Raw genomic sequence first — 18,513 nt, forward strand, 5'->3', positions numbered from 1 at the left:
GCAAGGTAGCGGACGGTGCGACTTACCTCTAGGATGCGCCATGATCGTCGCGCTGAAAAGCGCGGCTTACGTGGGTCCTTTCGACCGCATCTGCCGTGGACTGAGGTTGTGAAACCCGCAACTACAGACTCGAAAGAAGCGACAAACAGTGTAGCAGATCATGAAAAGCCCCGGAACAAGGCGCGCATAATATGCGGAATCGACGGCATGCTCCGCGGCATCGACGGCATGCGAGAAGTAGAGAAAACGGTTTGGAATGCAAAGCCGAATACGACGATTGGCGATCGAGCTCGTCCGGACGGAGATTCGACCGGCACGACGCGCGCGCCGAAACGAGGTGGAGTCGATGCGATACTCGTGCTGGAACGACGTTGGAATGCCGCTCGGTCGGAGCTTACTCGGCAGCACGGCGGTCGTTGGTTTCCATCGGGTGGGCATCGGCTCGCGCTCGACCGACGGCAAGGTTTCCGCTGGAGGGCCCATGGTAGGCTCGATCCATGGAGCATCAGACTGTCACAACGCAGCGCGTCCCCTGCAATGCCTATCGAAGCGAGCCTCGCGGCCCGCGGAAACGAGCACGGGATAGCGGAGGTGCCGGATGCTGGGAGCGCGCTTTCGAACGTGCGCTTGCTTACGGGGAAGCTGCGGGCACCGCCCTGGCCGAAACGCTTTGGCCCACGCGCTGCGCGATTTGCGACACGCCGGGCGAGGCAGTCTGCCAAGCATGCCTTCGATCCCTCCCCTACCTTGACTGGTGGCGCGCATGTCCTCGCTGCGGGGCGCCGTTCGGGCGCGTGCAGTGCAGCGAATGCAACCCTGTGACGATGGCCGCTCTGGATCGGCACGAGCTTCCGTTCGATGCATGCGCGAGCGCCGTTGTGTACAATGACGCGACCGCACGCATCGTGCGCGCATGGAAGGATGCAGGAGAGCGCAGGCTCGTCGAAACCTTGGCCGACCTCATGGCCTCGGTCACGGCGCCATCCTGGCGCGCCGAGCGGCCGACAATCGTTCCCGTGCCAGCGACGGCTGCGGCGCTGCGCAGGCGAGGCTTCGATCATGGAGCGGACCTCGCCCGCGCACTAGCCGAGCGCCTAAGCCTTGACGAGATTCCGCTGCTGGCTCGACCTCGCTCCTTCGACCAGCGCTCATTGGCGCGAAGCGGGCGCATTAAAAACATGGAGAACCGCTTCAAACCCCTTCCAGGGGCACGCGCGCCGGCATCTGTTTTGATCGTGGACGATGTCTATACGACCGGCGCGACACTGTTCGCCGCCTCGGAAGCCGCACGGGCTGCGGGCGCGCGGCAGGTACGCTGCGTCACGTTTGCCCGCGTATGGTAAAGCTACCGATGCCCGGTGTACGAAAAAAAGCTACATTGTGCGACGGCTCTTGCTTTGGGCTTGCGAGGCGTCGAGAGAGAGTTCGGCCACATCCACCGAAATGCTGTGGCGAATAGGTTTCCAATTGCACTTCTTCACGAGGGCCACAAGGGCGATGGGAATATAGGTGATCATGAACACGGGGAAGGTGAACATGTACAACACCTTCTTACCCGTGGTCGAGCGGATGGAGTCCCACTCGACGAAGGTGGTGAGCACGCCGAACATAAACATGAACACAACGTAGTTCATCAGGCAGAAGAAGATGGACGACAGCGACGAGGCCACCATGACACCCGTTGACATGGCCCCGGTAAGACCAAGGAACACAATGATACCGTTAAAGACAACCGAGACGATGGTGAGCAGCATGCCCGGCGCAATGGTCATGAGCATATCGTAACAGGCGAAACGCGCGCCCTTCGGGTTGGTGGCCACGCCTTTCACCAGACGGGCGCCATAGTGCCAGAACACCTGATAGAAACCTTTGGCCCAACGAAAGCGCTGGTTCCACGAGTCGCGAAACGTGATCGGCTGCTCGTCGTACAGGATGGCCGTGGGCGTATAGCTGATACGCACGCCCTCGAGAATGCTGTTCGCCGAGAACTCGATGTCCTCGGTCAAGAGATGCCACTTCCAACCACCATGCTTCTCGATGATGTCGGCGGCAATGAAGAAGCCCGTGCCCGATACCGCACAGCTTGTGTTCAGCGTAAGGCGCGCTTGGTTCAGGAACTTGGCTTCGCGCAGGAACCATACGGCGTAGCCAGCGGAGATCCAGTTCGAGTCGTAGTTCTTGGAGTTGCGATAGCTGGTGGAAGCCTTCGCGCCGCTATCGAAGGTCTTGTTCATCTCGCGGAAGTAGTTCACGTCGAGCACATTATCGGCATCGAACACGAAGTAGGCTTCGTAGCCACGGTCGGCGTACTGTTCGCGGATGACCTGGAAACCGTAGTCAAGAGCGTAGCCCTTCCCCACTTCTTTATCGTTCGTGCGCGGAAACACGATGGCGCCGGCCTCGCGGGCCACATCGGCCGTGCCGTCGGTGCAGTTGTCTGCGATCACGAACACGTCGATGAGTTCCTGGGGATAGTTCTGCACCCTGATGGAATGGATGAGATCCGCGATGACGGCGCCTTCGTTACGGGCCGACACAACCACGGCAAATTTGTGGTTCTTCTTGGCCGTGCGCTCTTTGGGCTTGCGCGTGAGCACGACGAACACATAGTACAGCTGATAGGTGTAGCAACATGTAAACGTGAGGAATACGCAGAAGTTGAAGATGTCGACAAACGATATCTGCGAGAAAAACTGGTCCAGCACCTTTGCTCCTTTGTCGGGCCGCTCCGCGCTTCAGCGGCCGTACCATCGCACACCCATCTATGGGCGGCGCTCGCCCCCTTGCAGCAGTTTGCGTTTCGACTGGGGTTTTCCGAAATGCCACACATGTGCGGCATGACTCACCGCCCGTGATGCATTTCAAGCTTGGGTGATTATAGCCGCTGGCAAGCCCGATGGGGCAACAACTAGCTCGTCCGTTACCGTTTCTTCTGGTTTTACCTGGATAAAACACCGGTTTTCACAAAGGTTCTACATATGAACTTCATAACCACTCGTGCTCGCACCGTTCCCGAATAGGTCCATACTATCGTACAATGTCGAACACTCTTTCATTCGAATCACCGCACAGGGAGGCAGCATGCCCGAGAACAACGACATCAAAGACATCGCGCTGGCCGACGAGGGCCTTGCCCGCATCATGTGGGCCGACCGCGACATGCCCGTGCTCGCGTCCATCCGCGAGCGCTTCGAGCGCGAGAAGCCGCTCGCGGGCGTGCGCATCGGCGCCTGCATGCACGTGACCACCGAGACGGCGAACCTCATGCGCGCACTCACGGCCTCCGGCGCGCACGTCACGCTGTGCGCTTCGAACCCGCTGTCCACCCAGGACGATACCGCAGCCTCGCTCGTGCGCGATTTCGGCATCGACGTGTTCGCCGTCGCCGGCGAGGATGCCGACACCTACAACCGCCATATCGAGGCCGTCATCGCCACCGACCCGCAGATCATCATGGACGACGGCGCCGACCTCGACACGGCGCTGCACACGAAGTTCACCGACAAGCTGGCGCACGTGGTGGGCGGCACCGAGGAGACCACGACGGGAGTCGTGCGCCTCATGTCCATGGCCGCCGAGGGCACGCTCGCCTACCCCGTGTTCAACATCAACGACGCCAACACCAAGCACTGCTTCGACAACCACTACGGCACCGGCCAGTCCACGCTCGACGGCATCATCCGCGCCACGAACCGCCTCATGTGCGGGCGCACCATCGTCATCTCGGGCTACGGCTACTGCGGAAGCGGCCTGGCGCTGCGCGCGAAGGGCATGGGCATGCGCGTGATCGTGTGCGAGGTGGACCCGCTGAAGGCGCTCGAGGCGCACATGGAGGGCTACGAGGTGATGCCCGCGGCCGAGGCGGCGCGCTTCGCCGACGTGTGGGTTACCGTGACGGGCAACTGCAAGGTGGTGGACGCGCCCGCCTTCGAGAACATGAAGGACGGCGCCATCGTCTGCAACTCCGGGCACTTCGACTCCGAGATCAACCTGGTGTGGCTCGAGGAGCACGCGGTGAAGAAGGAGGAGATCAAGCCGCTCGTGGAGGAGTACACGCTGGCCGACGGCCGCACGGTCATCGTGCTGGCGCAGGGGCGCCTCGTGAACCTGTCGTGCGCCGAGGGCCATCCCGCATCCGTGATGGACATGAGCTTCGCGAATCAGGCGCTGGCCGCCGAGTACCTCTACCTCCACGCGGGCGAGCTGGAGAACAAGGTGTACGACGTGCCGGCCGCCATCGACGACGGCGTGGCCCGCGTGAAGCTAGAGACGCTCGGCATCGCCATCGACACGCTCACTGAGGAACAGATCGCGTACATGAGCAGCTGGAATTTCGAGACGCTGTAAGGCGCCTTCCCCATACGCCTCTTTTGCACCGTTGAATATTCCGCTTTCCACCCTCCCTCCGATCGGCTGGGGGTCTCCTTTATTCGGAAAGAATGAGAGTTGCATGCGCGCCTCGAACCAAGCCATGCCGTTCGACTATCGCCGAACGGCAACGATCGCAAGTTGAATCAAGCGCGAGCATTTTGTATCCCGTATAGTGCACTGCAGCGTACGCTGAAGGCAAGGAGAACAAGACGGCATGCATGAATGGCGGCTGCAGATACAGGACATCATCGACGCAATTGACGAGAGCATCGAGAGCCACGACGACGAGGCGCTCACGCTGCGCGCTCTCGCGCGTCGGCTAGGATACTCCGAGTTCCACACCACGCGAAAGTTCAGAGAGGTTTCCGGCATGCAACTGCGAGACTACTTGCAGGGGCGCAGGCTGGCCTTCGCCCTCAAGGAGGTGCGCGACAGCGATACGACTCTGCTCGACATCGCGCTCGCCCACGGGTTCTCGTCGCACGAGGCGTTCACCCGGGCGTTCAAGCGCACCTTCGGAGTGACGCCAAGCGCGTACCGCAAGGACCCGAGCCCCGTGGTGCTGCGCACGAAGATCACCGCCTTCGACCGTTACGTGCTGGGAATGGGAGAGATCGGCATGGAGAAATCGAACGACCGCATCGAGCAGTACTTCGTCACGGTACCAGCGCACCGGTTCTTGCACGTAAGAAACTACGAGAGCAACGGCTACTGGGACTTCTGGCAAAAGCAGGCTGAGATACCCGGACAGGACATGGCCACCGTCTGCGGCTTTTTGGACAGCGTAAAAGGCAAGCTTGACGACGAAGGCGGCGCCGAGGCGCATGCTGGCGGCGGCCAAGTGATGGCCTACATGAGCGACCCCGAGGGCCGCCTGTGCGCCTGGGGCTTCCCGCGCGTCGAGTGCCACGGGGCACGCCTGCCAGCGGACTGGGCGGGCGAGGTGCCGCCGAACCTGCAGATCATGGACGTGGACGCGGGCGAGTACGCCGTGTTCGAGCACGGGCCCTTCAACTACAACCAGGAGATGCGCACTGTAGAAGAGAAGATCGAAACCGCAATGGCCGCGTTCGAGAACGCAGACAACGGCTGGCAGTTCGACACGGCGCACGGCAAGGTGATCTACCTCTACTTCGACCCCGAGCGGTTCTGCAAATACATCCGCCCGGTTCGCAAAGCGTAGAACACGTTTTGCCACCTGTTCGAACGGCCTCAAAAGCATGCCCAGCGAAGCAGAGCAAGGGATACGGCCGCCATCGACGACGGCATGGCGCGCGTGATGCGGGAGACGCTCGCCATCGCCATCGACACGCTCGCCGAAAAGCAGATCACGCGCATGAGCTCCTGAGGCTTCGAAGAGATCGAGGAGAGCTTCGACCGCTCGGCTGCCTGGCCCCGCCCGCATATCGCAGGCGAAGCGTTTTTGGTACAATAGAGCCATCCTCGAGGGAAGGCGGTGGCCCGCATGATGCTTGAACAGGTTTTTCCCATTCTTTTCATCGTGGTCATGTACCTGCTCGTCTTTCTGTTCATCCTGTTTCTCGGCTATCAGGTGGTCAGGCGCGCCGTCCGCGACGGCGTCCTTGACGCACGCGCTCGCATCAAGGAACTTGAGGAGCCATGGCCTTCTGTCGACGAGCCGGGGGCGCACCCAAGCGCACAACAATGACGTCTATGCGAGCTGCGGATCGCAACCGATCGCTTTTCTTCGATCTGCTTTCACGTTTCCTCAGTGGGCGTCCGTCTTGTCTTCGTCCGGATCGTGTCGCCAGCTCAAAGGGGTAGTGCGAAACGCACTCGGAATAAAGAGGACGCGACCGCTTCGAACGAGCATGTTGGTCGAATTGAGCTGATTGCACTGGAGGATCATATTCAAAAGCGCACTGTGCGGGTATGGACTTGTCAAGAACAAGATGGAGACAGAGCGAGCGCTTTCCCATCCCTAGAGCCTTTTGCTGATTCATCAATGAACGACGATTGCGGTTTAGTCTTTCTGCAAATAGGCAACCGATACATGGATGCTTCTGACAGGTTCGAAATAGTGCTTGACTTGGAGCGCGCTCCAGGGTTCATGATAGGCGTCGAAGCAATGACGAACGATCATGATTCACGATAGGAGATGCACATGTTAGGAACGTTCAGTTATACGAACCCCACCAAGCTGTACTTCGGGGAGGACGCGCTCGACTCCCTGCCCAGGGAGTTGGCGCGCTACGGCGACCGCGTGCTGCTGGCGTACGGCGGCGGCTCCATCAAGAAGACCGGCCTCTACGACGAGGTGCGCGGCATCCTCGAAGCCGCCGGCAAGGAGGTGTTCGAGGTGCCGGGCGTCATGCCGAACCCCACCGTGGAGAAGCTCTACGCCGGATGCACGGTCGCGCGCGACAACGACGTCGATCTGATCCTGGCCGTGGGCGGCGGTTCGGTGGTGGACTACGCGAAGGCCGTGAGCGTGTCGGCCTGGTGCGACGAGGATCCATGGGAGAAGTACTACGCGCGCCTCGAGGAGCCGGACAACCGCATCATCCCCGTGGGCAGCGTGCTGACCATGACGGGCACCGGCTCCGAGATGAACGGCGGCTCGGTGATCACGAACCGCGCGACGAAGCAGAAGATCGGCCACGTGTTCGGCGAGGAGGTGTTCCCGAAGTTCGCCATCCTGAACCCGCGCCTCACGTTCACCGTGCCGCGCTACCAGATGGTCGCCGGCATCTTCGACGTGATGTCGCACATCCTGGAGCAGTACTTCTCAGGCGACGACGACAACACGTCGGATTACCTTGCCGAGGGCCTCATGCGCTCGCTCGTGCACTCGTCGCGCATCGCCGCGGTCGACCCGGAGGACTACGAGGCGCGCAGCAACATCATGTGGACGTCCGCCTGGGCGCTGAACACGCTCATCGCGAAGGGCAAGTCCACCGACTGGATGGTGCATATGATCGGCCAGGCAATAGGCGCGTACACCGACACCACGCACGGCATGACGCTGTCGGCGATCTCGCCGGCGTACTACCGACTCGTCATGCCCTATGGCCTGCCGAAGTTCGCTCGATTCGCCACCGCGGTGTGGGACGTGGACGCCTCCGGCAAGACCGACGAAGAGACGGCCGCCGAGGGCCTCGAGCACATGGAGGACTGGATGCGCGAGCTGGGGCTCGTGATGAACATCTCCGAGCTGGGCGTGACCGACGACATGATCGATGGCATCGCCGACGGCTCCTTCGTCATGGACGGCGGCTACCACGTGCTCGACCGCGACGAGATCGTGGCCGTGCTCGAAGCCAGCAAGTAACAAGGACGGCGCGGAACGGGACGACGACGCAGCAGCTGCGCCTCACCCGTGTTCGGACGGGGCGGCGGCGCTGCCCGCACGTCAGCGCTTCACAGGCAGGCGCCTCACGGCTTTCGAGATTTCCTTGTACTTCCGTTCCTTCTGGGCCAGGTAGCCCGCTTTGTCCTCGGCGAACGCGGCCTCGGCCTTCAGCTTGCGGTACGCCTGCCAGCGGCGCTCGGACAGCTCGCCGTCCGCGATGGCCTCGTAGACGGCGCACCCCGGCTCGGAGGTGTGGGTGCAGTTCGAGAACCGGCACGAGGCGAACAGGCGCTCCACGTCGGCGAACCCCTGCTCGAGGCCCTCGGTAACGTCCCCCAGCCCCAGCTCCCGCATGCCGGGCGTGTCCATCACGAGGCCGCCTCCCGGCAGCAGCACGAGCTGGCGACGCGTGGTGGCATGACGGCCGCGGCCGTCGGCGCGCACGTCGCGCGTTTCGAGGACGTCCTCCCCCAGCAAGCGGTTGACCAGCGTCGACTTGCCCACGCCCGACGAACCCAGAAGCGCGACGGTCCTGCCGGGCTGCAGGTAGGGGCGCACGGCCTCGCAGCCGCCCTCCTCCATCGACGACACGGCCAGCACGTCGATGCCGAAGGCCACCGACTGCACGGCGCGCAGCCGTCGCCCCAGGCTTTCGCACGCATCGGCCTTCGTCAGCACCACGACGGGCACCGCCCCGCCCTCCCACGCGAGCGCGAGGTAGCGCTCGAGCCGTCGCAGGTTGAAGTCCCCGACGAGCGACATGCACAGAAACGCGGTGTCGATATTGGCCGCCACCACCTGCTGCTCGAACGACGCGCCGGCCGCCTTGCGCACGAAGGCGCTCGTGCGCGGAAGCACCTGCGAGACGATGGCGCGCCCGCCCGCGTCGTCCGCACGGTCCAAGAGGACGAAATCGCCAACCGCCGGAAAGTCGGCGGCCGAACGGGCGGCATGGCGCAGCTTGCCCGCCGCTTCGGCGAAGAGCTCGCCCTGCTCGCCGACGACGCGGTACAGCTCGTGGGCCTGGGACAGGACGCGCCCCACGACGGGGTCCTCCAAGCCGGACGCCTCGCGCGCCCGCTGCATGATCGCGTCGGTCATGCCGTAGGCGCGCAGGTCGACGGCCGCCATCACGCCTCGCCTCCCTCGCGCGCCTGCGAGCCGGGCGCGTCCGCTTGTAGGCCCTCGAGGGGAAACGGCGGCTCTGCCAGCGGCTTCACGGCGATGGACATGAGCTTGACGGGGTTGTCGTCGGCGGCGATGCGGTTCGAGCTCAGGTGACCGCAGCGCTTGCAGCGGTGCACGATGGCCCATTCCCCGCCTTTGCGCACCCACACGCTGATGGGCTCCATGATGCTTTCGCACACGGACGCCCGGTCGCCGGGCCGCTCGTCGACGTGCAGGCTGTGCAGGCATTGAGGACAGTGGTTGCGATGACGGCTCCCCGCCTCGTCGGGCGTGACGAGCTGGCCGCACTGTTTGCAGATGAAGCTGTCCATGCAGGCATGCGCCTGGTAGAAGGCGGTGCCTCTCTTGATTTTTTCCACGGTGGTTCTCCCAAAACGTTGATGGTCGTTGCCCTGTTTGGGAGGTTCCAGCGGAGACTAGCGCTCGCAAACCTCCCGGCTTGCGACAATCTCCACGCTACATCCTTGTGACAAAAGTCATGCTCCTCAAGTAGTGTTGACGCCGTCGTTTATACCACAGGAGGGCGAAGGGCCACAAGGGGGGCCGCCGCGCACGTCGAACGGCCGGCGCGCCCTCAGCCCTCGTAGCGCTTCAACATGTGCAGCCACGTGGCCTCGATGCGGACCGTAATCTCCGCAAGGGCGCAAGCCTCAGACGCATACGGTACGTAACCGTTTCAAGAATGCGCGCGCCAGACGCATGCAGATCGCCCTCTCCCCGACGGCGCACGCCCCAGACGCATGCGAGCCGCTCTTCCTCGCGGCCGCAGGCGACATCCGCGGCAAAGATTGCGAAAATGGCAGAGATTTCGAGGAGTGTGATTTTCTGTTCAGACTGTCCAAGCAGAAATGATCGGATGGCAAAGCATGACCTGGCTTTTTGCATGCGCATTCCCATTTTTCGGTGATTCCTCACTGGGACAAAAATCACATACCTCGTAATCTCTGCCAAAAAGCACTCCTCACGGTGCCGTCCGCATGCATAGCTGCCGTTATCGCACATACCTGCCGTTATCGCGAGATTTTTTCTACCCGTTTCGCACGATCAGAACGGCAGGGCGCTGACCTCGAGGGAATTGCCGTATGAGCTGAAGGACGACACGCGCAGGATGCGTACTCCAACCAAACGTCCCTCTGCAACTTGAAGCATTCTTGGAGCGGTTCTCAACTCGATTCGCCCATCGTCCAACGAGAAGTCAGAGACTCACGGGGGAAGGCGGGCGCCGGTAGGGGCTGCGGAGGCTCGGACGCTCCCCCCCCCCCGAATCACTTCCATCGAACTGCAGGCTCGCGCACGCCGTCCGGACCCCTCGGCTCGGCGGCCGCCCCGGCGACCGCAGGCAGAAGATCGCCCCGGGAGGCGTCCGACCCACGCGTTACAGCCCGAGGCTCTCCACCCAGCGGCCCACCTCGGCCTCGCTTGCGTGGCTCGAGAGGCGTTTGCCGGGCTTCCACGTCGTCGCCGGCGAGCAGCAAGCGTGCAGGATGGACTCGGTGCCGCCCAGGCCGCTGCCGCCCGACGTGGCGAAGGGCACGACCGTCTTGCCCGAGAAATCGTAGGCTTCCAGAAACGTGCTGATGATCGTCGGCGCCACGTACCACCAGATGGGGAAGCCGACGAACACGATGTCGTAGGCGTCCATGTTGCCTACGCGACTCGCGACAGCCGGGCGCGAGGAGGGGTCGTTCATCTCGACGCTGCTGCGGCTTCGCTTGTCGTTCCAATCGAGGTCGGCCGCCGTGTAGCGCACGGCGGGCTCGATCTCGTGCAGGTCGCCGCCCGTCGTCTGCGCGATCGTCCGCGCGAGCCGCTCCGTCTCGCCGCTTGCGGAAAAGTACGCCACGAGGATCTTCTTGTCGTTCGCCATGAGGGTCTCCTTTTGCTCGAATCGGTTGCGATCCCATCGTAGTACCTGGAGCGAACTCGAAGTCAACGGGTAATTTCACGGAAGCGCAGAAAGGCCCAGCCGGCGCGCGCTTCCTCATCCGAAACGGCGCGGCCGAACGAAGGTCGCCAAGATTTCCCGGGCTTGCCTGCGTTCGTTCGCTGCCCGAAGATTTGCGCTTGATTTTTTTTAAACCATCTGTTACTACGAGCGCATAGGACTCATCCCTCATGTCACGCACCTGCCGAACAACACCCGCAACTTCACCGAATACGATTGCGGCTAGGTGGAGTTCATCCGTTGCATGCGCGAATCGGATGTGCAGATAAAAGCCCTTGTCGAATACGTGGGCTCTTCCAGATAGGCGAGCGCATCACCACCGCACGTCTTGAGATACTCGTCGAGCAACGCGACATACTGAACGCGAAGCTCGAGGAGATGAAGGTCACCGTACAGCGCCTCGACGGTAAGATCGCCAGCTACCGGACCGATGGAAAATACGTCGAAACCGGCGACGAATGGCTACGTCGGGAATAACCGCTTGCGCGCTCCGTCCGCGCCACCGATTTAGAGAATCGTGGCCGTTTTCGACGGAAATTCACCGCCTTGGGCAGCGCGATGCAGTCGAAACCGCGAGCGGATTGCCTCGCGTCTACGTTTTACCAGCTCAGTGTTGAGCGTTAAACAGCGTGGATCCCCGAGGACCCGATCGACGACGAATTTCCGTCGAAAACGGCCGCCAGTCGGCTATGCGTCGTCTCTTCTTCGCAATCGCCGGAACGGGCTCGCGCGCGCCGCCGCTTCGTCTTAGCCGCATTCCTCCTGCAAGCAGCCTAGAAACGTCTCGGCGGCCTTCGAGAGGCGGCGATGCTTCTTCCAAACCACGTCAATGTTCGAGGAGAGCGGCGGGTCGAGCGGCCGGAAGCACAGCGGGCCGCCAGGGACCGTCTTCACCAGCCCGTCGTAGCAGATGGCCGACCCGAGGCCCTCCTCCACCATGAGCGCCCCGTTGAACACGAGGTTGTACGTGGCCACCACGTCCCAGGAATCGAACGCCTCGCCCGCCCACGCCTGCATGACGCCCGCCTTGAGCGCCTGGCGCGAGCAGATGACGGGATGCGCGGCCAGGTCGTCGGCGCGCACGGCGGGAAGATCCGCCAAGGGGGAATCCGCGCGCATGAGCACGCCCCAGGTGTCGAGCGTCGGCAGCGGGCACGACAGGCAGTCGGGACGGCTCACGGCCTCGAATTCCACCATGAAGTCGAACAGCCCCTCGTTGAAGCGGTTCATCAAATCGGCGCTTGTGCCGCTGAACAGATGGAAATGCACGCCGGGATGCTCGTCGCGCGCCCGTTTCGCCGCACGCAGGATGATGCGCATGGCGTCCGACTCGCCGCACCCGACGTACACGTCGCCGGCCACGGCGCGCTCGGGCTGGGCCAGCTCGGCCTCGGCCTTGTCGGCCAGCTCCACGATGGCCTCGGCGTACTCGCGCAGGCGCACTCCCTCGTCGGTGAGCACGATGCGCTTGGCCCCGCGCTCGAACAGCTGCTTGCCGAAGCCCCGCTCCAAGTCGGCCAGCTGGCGCGACAGCGTGGGCTGCGTCACATGCAGCGCCTTCGCCGCGTTCGAGACGGTGCCCTCCTGCGCGAGGGCGAGGAAGTACCTGAGCGTCCGAAGCTCCATGTCGTCCTCCGATTCTCTATACCCGATAGGCATATAAAGACTTTCATTATAAGCATTGGCTATTTTACCACGAGGGCGGTACGGTGGATAAGGAAGACAGGGACCATTCGTTGGAGGCCTCTATGAGCACCGGAAACCTCGCGAGCCCCCGGCGCACCGCGTTCGCGGCGGCGCTGCTGGTCGCGCTCGCGTTCGCGCTCGGCTTCGCCGAGTTCGTGCTGATCGGCATCACACCCGCCGTGGCCGAGGGGCTGGGCGAGCCGCTCACGCTCGTCGGCGACCTCGTGGGTTATTACGCGCTCGCCTGCGCCGTCGCCACGCCCGTCGTTGCGCTCGCCACGGCGCGCGCCGACCGCTTCAAGGTGATGGCAGCGCTGCTGGCGGTGTTCTGCGTCGGCAACCTGCTCACGCTGTTCGCCGACGATTACGCGCTGCTGCTCGTCTCGCGCATGCTGCCCGCCGCCACATCAGGCACGCTTTTGGCCCTCGCGCTCACCTACGTGCCCGACATCGTGGCGAAGGAGCGCGTGGCCGCCGTGCTGGGCCTCGTGCTGGCCGGGTTCTCGGTGTCGAGCGTCGTCGGCGTGCCCATCGGCACTGCGCTGGCCGACATGCTCGGATGGAAGGCGGCCTACGCCTGCGTGTTCGCGCTCGGCCTGGCCGTGAGCGCCGCCCTGCTGCCGGCGCTCCCCCGCGGCTCCTCCGCGCATGCTGCAGGCGCTGCTCCCACCCTGCGATCGCAACTGCGCTTGCTCGGCGACGCGCGCGTGCTGGGCGCCGCCGCCATGATCCTCGTAGGCGCGGCATCCACCTACGTGTTCTACACCTATCTCGCGCCCGTCCTCGCCGACGTCGTCGGCCTCGACGCGCCCGGCGCGAGCCTCGTGCTGCTGCTGTTCGGCGCTGCGTGCGTGGGCTCGAACCTGCTGTCGGGCTGGGTGGCGGGCCGCTTCGGGCTGCGCGCGCTGCCCGTCGTCTTCGCGGTGCACGCGGCCTTGCTGGCGCTTTTGGCCGCGAGCCTTCCCGCCGGGGTAGTCGGCATCGCGAACATCCTCGCGGTGGGCCTGCTCATGTACGTGATGAACTCCACCGTGCAGATGCTGTTCCAGGACGTCGCCCGCGCCGACTACCCGAGCGCCCTCACGTTCTCCGCCTCACTGCACCCCATGGCGTTCAACGCGGGCATCGCGCTGGGATCGTTCGCGGGAGGCCTCGTGGTGAACGCGGGAGGCCTGCTGGCCACCGGGCCGACAGGTGCCGTGCTGGCCCTCGCAGCAGCCGCGCTGGCGTTGATGCTCGTCCGCATGACTGCGCATCGCAACGCCGAAGGCCCCGTCGATGCCTCCCGCGTCTCCGAAGCGGCCGCAAACGAGCTGGAGTAATCAGCTGGACCGAGGATGCGTTGTTCGGGCGCTGCGCGTGCTCCGCTCTTCGATCATGGCTCTTGGGTCGAGATGATCAGGCATCGCAGAAGGACGTGCGCGGGAAGGTGGAATCCGGTAGGATGCATCCAGGACAAGTTCGGCGCGTGGCACGTGCGAACAGGAGGCCGTAGCAATGCTGGATATCAAGCGCATGCTGGCGAGCGCACCGCACAAGCCGGAGGACGTTGAGCTGCAGGAGCTCTTCACGCCATGGGGCGAGGCACTGGCAGCGGGAGACGAACGCCAGGCGGTCCATCCCCAGCCTCAGCTTGCACGCGAGAACTTCGAGCTGCTCGACGGTTGGTGGGACTACGCGATCAAAACAGCCGACGAAGCGGCCGACGCATGGCGGCGAGCGGATGGACCGGAGACGTGGGACGGGCACATACGCGTGCCCTACTCGCCGGAAGCACCACTCTCGGGCGTGAACCGGCAGGTGCAGCCAAACGAGCTTCTGTGGTACCGACGGACGTTTGCCACGCCCGATCTTACCGACGACAGGCGCGTCATCCTTCATTTCGAGGCGGTGGATCACGCGTGCGCCTGCTACGTGAACGGTTCGTGCGCGGGCGAGCACGTGGGCGGCTATCTGCCGTTTTCCTTCGACGTCACGGACCTCTTGGAAGACACGGGGAACGAGCTGGTCGTGTGCGTGCATGACCCAAGCGACGCGGGCACTCAGCTGCGCGGCAAGCAGCGACGTGCACGAGGCGGCATCTGGTACACCGCGCAGAGCGGCATGTGGCAAAGCGTGTGGGTAGAGACGATACCCGAGGAACATATCGTCGCACTTACGATCGACCCGCGTCCCGACGAGGAAAAACTCGCGATCGCTGCGACTGTGCACGGAGACGCGACGCTGGCCGTGCGCCTCCTCGACAACGGCGCCACGATAGCGTGCGCCGAAGCGCCTGCAGAGGATGGGCGCTGCGAGCTCGCGCTGGATGTGCCCGAACCGCATCTTTGGAGCCCGGACGATCCGCACCTTTACGACCTCGAGCTCTCCTTCGGACACGATCGCACGAGAAGCTACTGCGCCTTCCGCACCGTGAGCGTCGAGCCGGACGCGCAGGGCGTACCGCGCTTCCACCTCAACCACAAGCCGCTCTTCCTGCGAGGCGTGCTCGACCAAGGCTACTGGCCCGACGGCCTCATGACCGCGCCCGTCGACGAGGCGCTCGCCTTCGATGTACGCACGATGCGAGAGTTGGGCTTCAACCTTTTGCGCAAGCATATCAAAGTGGAGTCCGATCGGTACTATTATTGGTGCGACAAGCTGGGCATGCTCGTATGGCAGGACATGGTGAGCGGCGGCGCAACTCCAAGCCCTTGGCATTCCAGCTACAAGCCCACGTTCTTCCGCAGATCGTGGAGCCGCTACGCCGACGACGACCCGCACCACTTCCCCGGTCTGGCCGCCGACGATCCGATGTTTCGCACAGAATGGATCGCTGCGTGCGAAGGCACGGTGGAGCACCTGCGCAACCACCCCTGCATCTGCGCCTGGGTGCTGTTCAACGAGGCGTGGGGGCAGTTCGAAGCCCGTCGGGCGGTCGGACTTGTGCGCCGTCTCGATCCGACGCGCCCCATCGACGCCGTGAGCGGTTGGTACGACCAACGTTGCGGCGACTTTCTGAGCGTGCACAACTACTTCCGTCCACTCGAGGTGTACGCCGATGCAGCTCGGCCGCACCGTGCGTTCGTGATCTCGGAATTCGGTGGGCTGTCGCTTCGCGTGCCGGGGCACAGCGCGCTTCCCACGTCGTACGGATACGGCTCATTCGGTAACCTCACGTCGTTTCGGGCCGGCGTGCGCTCGGTGCTCGCCCAGGCCAACGCGCTCGAGGCCAAAGGACTAGCCGGCTACGTGTACACCCAACTTTCCGACGTGGAAGAGGAGACGAACGGTCTCATTACCTACGACCGACGCGTGAACAAGCTCGAGGAGGGCGAGTGCTTATGACGCGGACCGAAGGCGAAGCTCTGGACCTGCTGCGTTGGCGATTCGCGGAACGATTCGGCGGCACGGGCGACGCAAGCCGCAGCGCGTTCGCATTCGCATCCGCACCGGGACGCGTGGAGTTGGCTGGGAATCACACCGATCACCAGGGCGGACGCACCATCTCCACAGCCATCGACCGGCGCATGTTCGCCCTGGCGGCACCAAACGGCACGGATGAGATCCGCGTGAGCATGGAGGGCTTCGGCGAGGCGAGCGTCTACGTGCAAGACCTTGCGCCGCGTGCAGATGAGCGCGGCACGCCTCTATCGCTCGTGCGCGGCATGGCCGCCGCCTCCGCGCGCGGAGGCGGGAAGCTGCGAGGCTTCGACGCCGTCACGTGCTCGGACATCCCCTCCGGCTGCGGCGTCTCGTCGTCGGCCGCCTTCGAGATGCTGCTGGCGATGCTGATCCGCACGGTGTGCGGCCCGGACAGCTTGGATCCGCGCCGCAGCGTCGTCCAGCTCGCGCTCGACGGCTCATGGGCCGAAGCCGTTTACTTCGGCAAGCCCTCGGGCGCGCAGGATCAGTTGGCGAGCGCCTTCGGCGGCATCGCGGAGCTCGACTTCGCGGGCGAGATGCCACGCGTCTCTCCGGTCGCCTTCGACATGAGCGCGTGCGGGCACTCGCTGCTGCTGGTGGACAGCCGCTGCGACCACACGCGGCACACCGACGAGTTCGTAGCCGTCCCCGCCGACATGTTCGCCGTCGCGCGGCGCTTCGGGCGCAGGCGGCTCCAAGACGTTCCCTTTGAAGCGTTCCTCTCCGAACTCGCGGGCGTACGCGCCGACCTGGGCGATCGGGCGGCCCTGCGCGCGCTCCACTTCTTCGAGGAGACGCATCGCGTCGCCGCGCAGAAGCATGCGCTCGAAGCCGGCGACTTTGCGACGTTCCTCGAGCTCGTTCGACTGTCGGGCGCCTCGTCGGCGCAGTATCTCCAGAACGTGTCGCCGCGCGCCGACCACACGGGCTCCGAGCAGAGCGCCATGGTTGCGCTTGCGCTGTGCGCGCATCTTCTGGGCAATCGCGGGGCGTTCCGCATCCACGGCGGCGGATTCGGCGGCAGCGTGCTCGCCTTCGTGCCCGAGGGCGAGACTGAGATGTTCCGCGCGAGGATGGACGAGCTTTTGGGCTACGAGGCCTGCATGCCGGTGACCATCGGCGCACCCGGCGTGCGTGCAAGGAGGCTCATCCGATGAGCGCGCCGCTGCCCGCGCCAGCTGAGGTGCGCGCGGAGTTCGACCGCCTGCTCGCGCTGGATGCAGAGGCCGCGGTGGCATACCTGCATCGCCTCGGAACCTCGAGCGGCTACATCGACGAAAGGGCCGTTGCGCGGAACATCTGCTGGACCGCAGCGAGCCCTTACGGCACTCTGGAGATGACCATCAACTTGTCCAAGCCCGAAAAGGACCCGCGCGCCATCGCCGCGGCACAAGCGGGAGCCGCCTCGATTTCCAATGCCACGGCGGACGCCGCGCAACCTGCAGCCTCTCACAGCACCCCGCCATCGCCGTCATTCCCCCAATGCGAGCTCTGCTGGGAGAACGAGAGCATTTGCCGTGCGCCCGGACGCACGGCAAAGCCCGGTCTGCGCATCGCCCGCATCGAGCTTTCCGGCGAGCGCTGGGGCCTTCAGTTCTCGCCCTATGCGTACTTCCACGAACATTGCGTCGCGCTTTCGGCCGAGCACCGGCCCATGAAGATCGACGCGGCCTGCTTCGTGCGGTTGCTCGATTTCGTCGACCTGTTTCCGTTCTACTTCATTGGGTCGAACGCCGACCTGCCCATTGTGGGCGGATCCATCCTCTCGCACGACCACTTCCAGGGCGGGCGGCACGTGCTCCCGCTTATGAAGGCGCCCATCGAGCGCAACGTAGCGCTGCCGGGGACGCCCCAGGTGCGCTGCGGCATCGTGCGCTGGCCGGCATCGACGCTGCGGCTTGTCTCGGAGGACCGAGTCGCTCTCGCCCGCGTCGCCGCTCGCGTCCTGAAGACATGGCAGGGCTTCTCCTTCGAGCCGTGCGGCATCGTCGCGCAGGATGCGGACGGCCCCCACAATACGCTCAACCCTATCGTGCGTCGAAGGGGTGCTCTTTACGTGATGGACCTCGTGCTGCGCAACAATCGTACAGACAAAACTCATCCTTGGGGCGTTTTTCACGCTCATGAAAAGCTGCACCACATCAAGAAGGAGAACATCGGCCTCATCGAGATCATGGGGCTCGCTGTCCTGCCGCCGCGCCTCGCACGCGAGCTCCCCCGGACGGGATGCGAGCTCGTTGAAGCCGCTCGGGCAGAACGGGCCCCCGACGAAATTGAGAGTCGCCTGCGCGCGTGCGAAGGAACCGCCTCGCACGCCGCCTGGGCCGCCGACATCCTCGCCAGGCGCAGAGCCGAGCTCGCCGCTCCCACCGCCGGTGAATACGATCCGATCCACCCTGTCCTGCGCGACGAGGTCGCCCGCGCCTTCACCGCCATCCTCGAGACGACCGGCGTCTTCAAGCGCAATGCGACAGGAGCCTCCGGCTGGAATGCCTTCTTCTCGGAATTCGCATGAGCTTTCAACTCGGTCGAAACACTCGCCGCAGTACATGACGAACCCGCGTCAGCACGGCAGCGCGTCAACGGCGTCTTCCCGGTAGGGCGC

15 protein-coding genes and 1 pseudogene are annotated in these 18,513 nt (G+C 64.1%); 11 read left to right on the top strand and 5 right to left on the bottom strand.

Annotated features, from left to right (window positions below; genetic code table 11):
- Positions 1-497 precede the first annotated feature (497 nt).
- A pseudogene (locus tag C2L71_RS12520) lies at positions 498-800 on the top strand (double zinc ribbon domain-containing protein); the annotation flags it as partial.
- Between the two features lie 24 nt (positions 801-824).
- The gene (locus tag C2L71_RS12330; RefSeq protein ID WP_239926552.1) at positions 825-1,343 is read left to right on the top strand and encodes a ComF family protein; all 519 of its coding nucleotides are present in this window, start codon (positions 825-827) and stop codon (positions 1,341-1,343) included.
- A gap of 30 nt (positions 1,344-1,373) precedes the next feature.
- Here C2L71_RS12330 and C2L71_RS08645 read toward each other — a convergent pair whose 3' ends face one another.
- The gene (locus C2L71_RS08645) at positions 1,374-2,705 is read right to left on the bottom strand and encodes a glycosyltransferase family 2 protein (protein ID WP_103265374.1); all 1,332 of its coding nucleotides are present in this window, start codon (positions 2,703-2,705) and stop codon (positions 1,374-1,376) included.
- A 376-nt stretch (positions 2,706-3,081) separates the two neighbouring features.
- On the opposite strand from C2L71_RS08645, the gene ahcY reads away from it, so the two are divergent.
- The 4 genes from ahcY (at position 3,082) to C2L71_RS08665 (ending at position 7,663) form a co-directional block, all read left to right on the top strand.
- The gene (ahcY, locus tag C2L71_RS08650) at positions 3,082-4,347 is read left to right on the top strand and encodes an adenosylhomocysteinase (protein ID WP_103265375.1); all 1,266 of its coding nucleotides are present in this window, start codon (positions 3,082-3,084) and stop codon (positions 4,345-4,347) included.
- A 238-nt stretch (positions 4,348-4,585) separates the two neighbouring features.
- Positions 4,586-5,554, top strand: coding sequence for a helix-turn-helix transcriptional regulator (locus tag C2L71_RS08655; RefSeq protein WP_103265376.1), 969 nt, complete (start codon positions 4,586-4,588; stop codon positions 5,552-5,554).
- Positions 5,555-5,836: 282 nt separating this feature from the next.
- Entirely contained in the window at positions 5,837-6,040 is a 204-nt protein-coding gene (locus C2L71_RS08660) for a hypothetical protein (protein WP_103265377.1), read from the top strand.
- 456 nt (positions 6,041-6,496) lie between these two features.
- A complete protein-coding gene (locus tag C2L71_RS08665; RefSeq protein WP_103265378.1) occupies positions 6,497-7,663 on the top strand; it encodes an iron-containing alcohol dehydrogenase in 1,167 nt (388 codons plus the stop codon).
- A gap of 81 nt (positions 7,664-7,744) precedes the next feature.
- Here C2L71_RS08665 and rsgA read toward each other — a convergent pair whose 3' ends face one another.
- The 3 genes from rsgA to C2L71_RS08680 all read right to left on the bottom strand — a co-directional run bounded on the left by rsgA (position 7,745) and on the right by C2L71_RS08680 (position 10,739).
- Entirely contained in the window at positions 7,745-8,815 is a 1,071-nt protein-coding gene (gene rsgA, locus C2L71_RS08670; RefSeq protein WP_103265379.1) for a ribosome small subunit-dependent GTPase A, read from the bottom strand.
- The gene (locus C2L71_RS08675; protein ID WP_204600472.1) at positions 8,815-9,231 is read right to left on the bottom strand and encodes an RNHCP domain-containing protein; all 417 of its coding nucleotides are present in this window, start codon (positions 9,229-9,231) and stop codon (positions 8,815-8,817) included. The genes rsgA and C2L71_RS08675 overlap by 1 nt, the downstream gene beginning before the upstream one ends.
- Positions 9,232-10,247: 1,016 nt before the next feature.
- Positions 10,248-10,739 (bottom strand): flavodoxin, encoded by a 492-nt coding sequence (locus tag C2L71_RS08680; protein WP_103265380.1) that lies wholly within the window; start codon positions 10,737-10,739, stop codon positions 10,248-10,250.
- A 318-nt stretch (positions 10,740-11,057) separates the two neighbouring features.
- Between C2L71_RS08680 and C2L71_RS12335 the strand changes: the two genes are divergently transcribed.
- Positions 11,058-11,294 carry a MerR family transcriptional regulator gene (locus C2L71_RS12335; protein WP_239926546.1) on the top strand — a complete coding sequence of 79 codons (237 nt, stop codon included), beginning with the start codon at positions 11,058-11,060 and terminating at the stop codon, positions 11,292-11,294.
- A 270-nt stretch (positions 11,295-11,564) separates the two neighbouring features.
- Here the strand turns inward: C2L71_RS12335 and C2L71_RS08690 are convergent, their stop codons facing one another.
- Complete coding sequence (locus tag C2L71_RS08690) at positions 11,565-12,443, bottom strand: LysR family transcriptional regulator (protein ID WP_103265381.1); 879 nt, start codon at positions 12,441-12,443, stop codon at positions 11,565-11,567.
- Positions 12,444-12,565: 122 nt separating this feature from the next.
- Between C2L71_RS08690 and C2L71_RS08695 the strand changes: the two genes are divergently transcribed.
- From C2L71_RS08695 to C2L71_RS08710, 4 genes are all read left to right on the top strand, one after another.
- Positions 12,566-13,825 (top strand): MFS transporter, encoded by a 1,260-nt coding sequence (locus tag C2L71_RS08695; RefSeq protein ID WP_103265382.1) that lies wholly within the window; start codon positions 12,566-12,568, stop codon positions 13,823-13,825.
- Between the two features lie 175 nt (positions 13,826-14,000).
- The gene (locus C2L71_RS08700; RefSeq protein WP_103265383.1) at positions 14,001-15,830 is read left to right on the top strand and encodes a glycoside hydrolase family 2 protein; all 1,830 of its coding nucleotides are present in this window, start codon (positions 14,001-14,003) and stop codon (positions 15,828-15,830) included.
- Complete coding sequence (locus C2L71_RS08705) at positions 15,827-17,065, top strand: galactokinase (RefSeq protein WP_103265384.1); 1,239 nt, start codon at positions 15,827-15,829, stop codon at positions 17,063-17,065. Before C2L71_RS08700 ends, C2L71_RS08705 begins: the two co-directional genes overlap by 4 nt.
- On the top strand, positions 17,062-18,423 hold the full coding sequence (locus C2L71_RS08710; RefSeq protein ID WP_103265385.1) for a UDP-glucose--hexose-1-phosphate uridylyltransferase: 1,362 nt from the start codon (positions 17,062-17,064) through the stop codon (positions 18,421-18,423). The genes C2L71_RS08705 and C2L71_RS08710 overlap by 4 nt, the downstream gene beginning before the upstream one ends.
- Positions 18,424-18,513 lie beyond the last annotated feature (90 nt).

It is taken from the genome of Enteroscipio rubneri (genome assembly GCF_002899715.1).
GTDB classification, from domain to species: domain Bacteria; phylum Actinomycetota; class Coriobacteriia; order Coriobacteriales; family Eggerthellaceae; genus Enteroscipio; species Enteroscipio rubneri.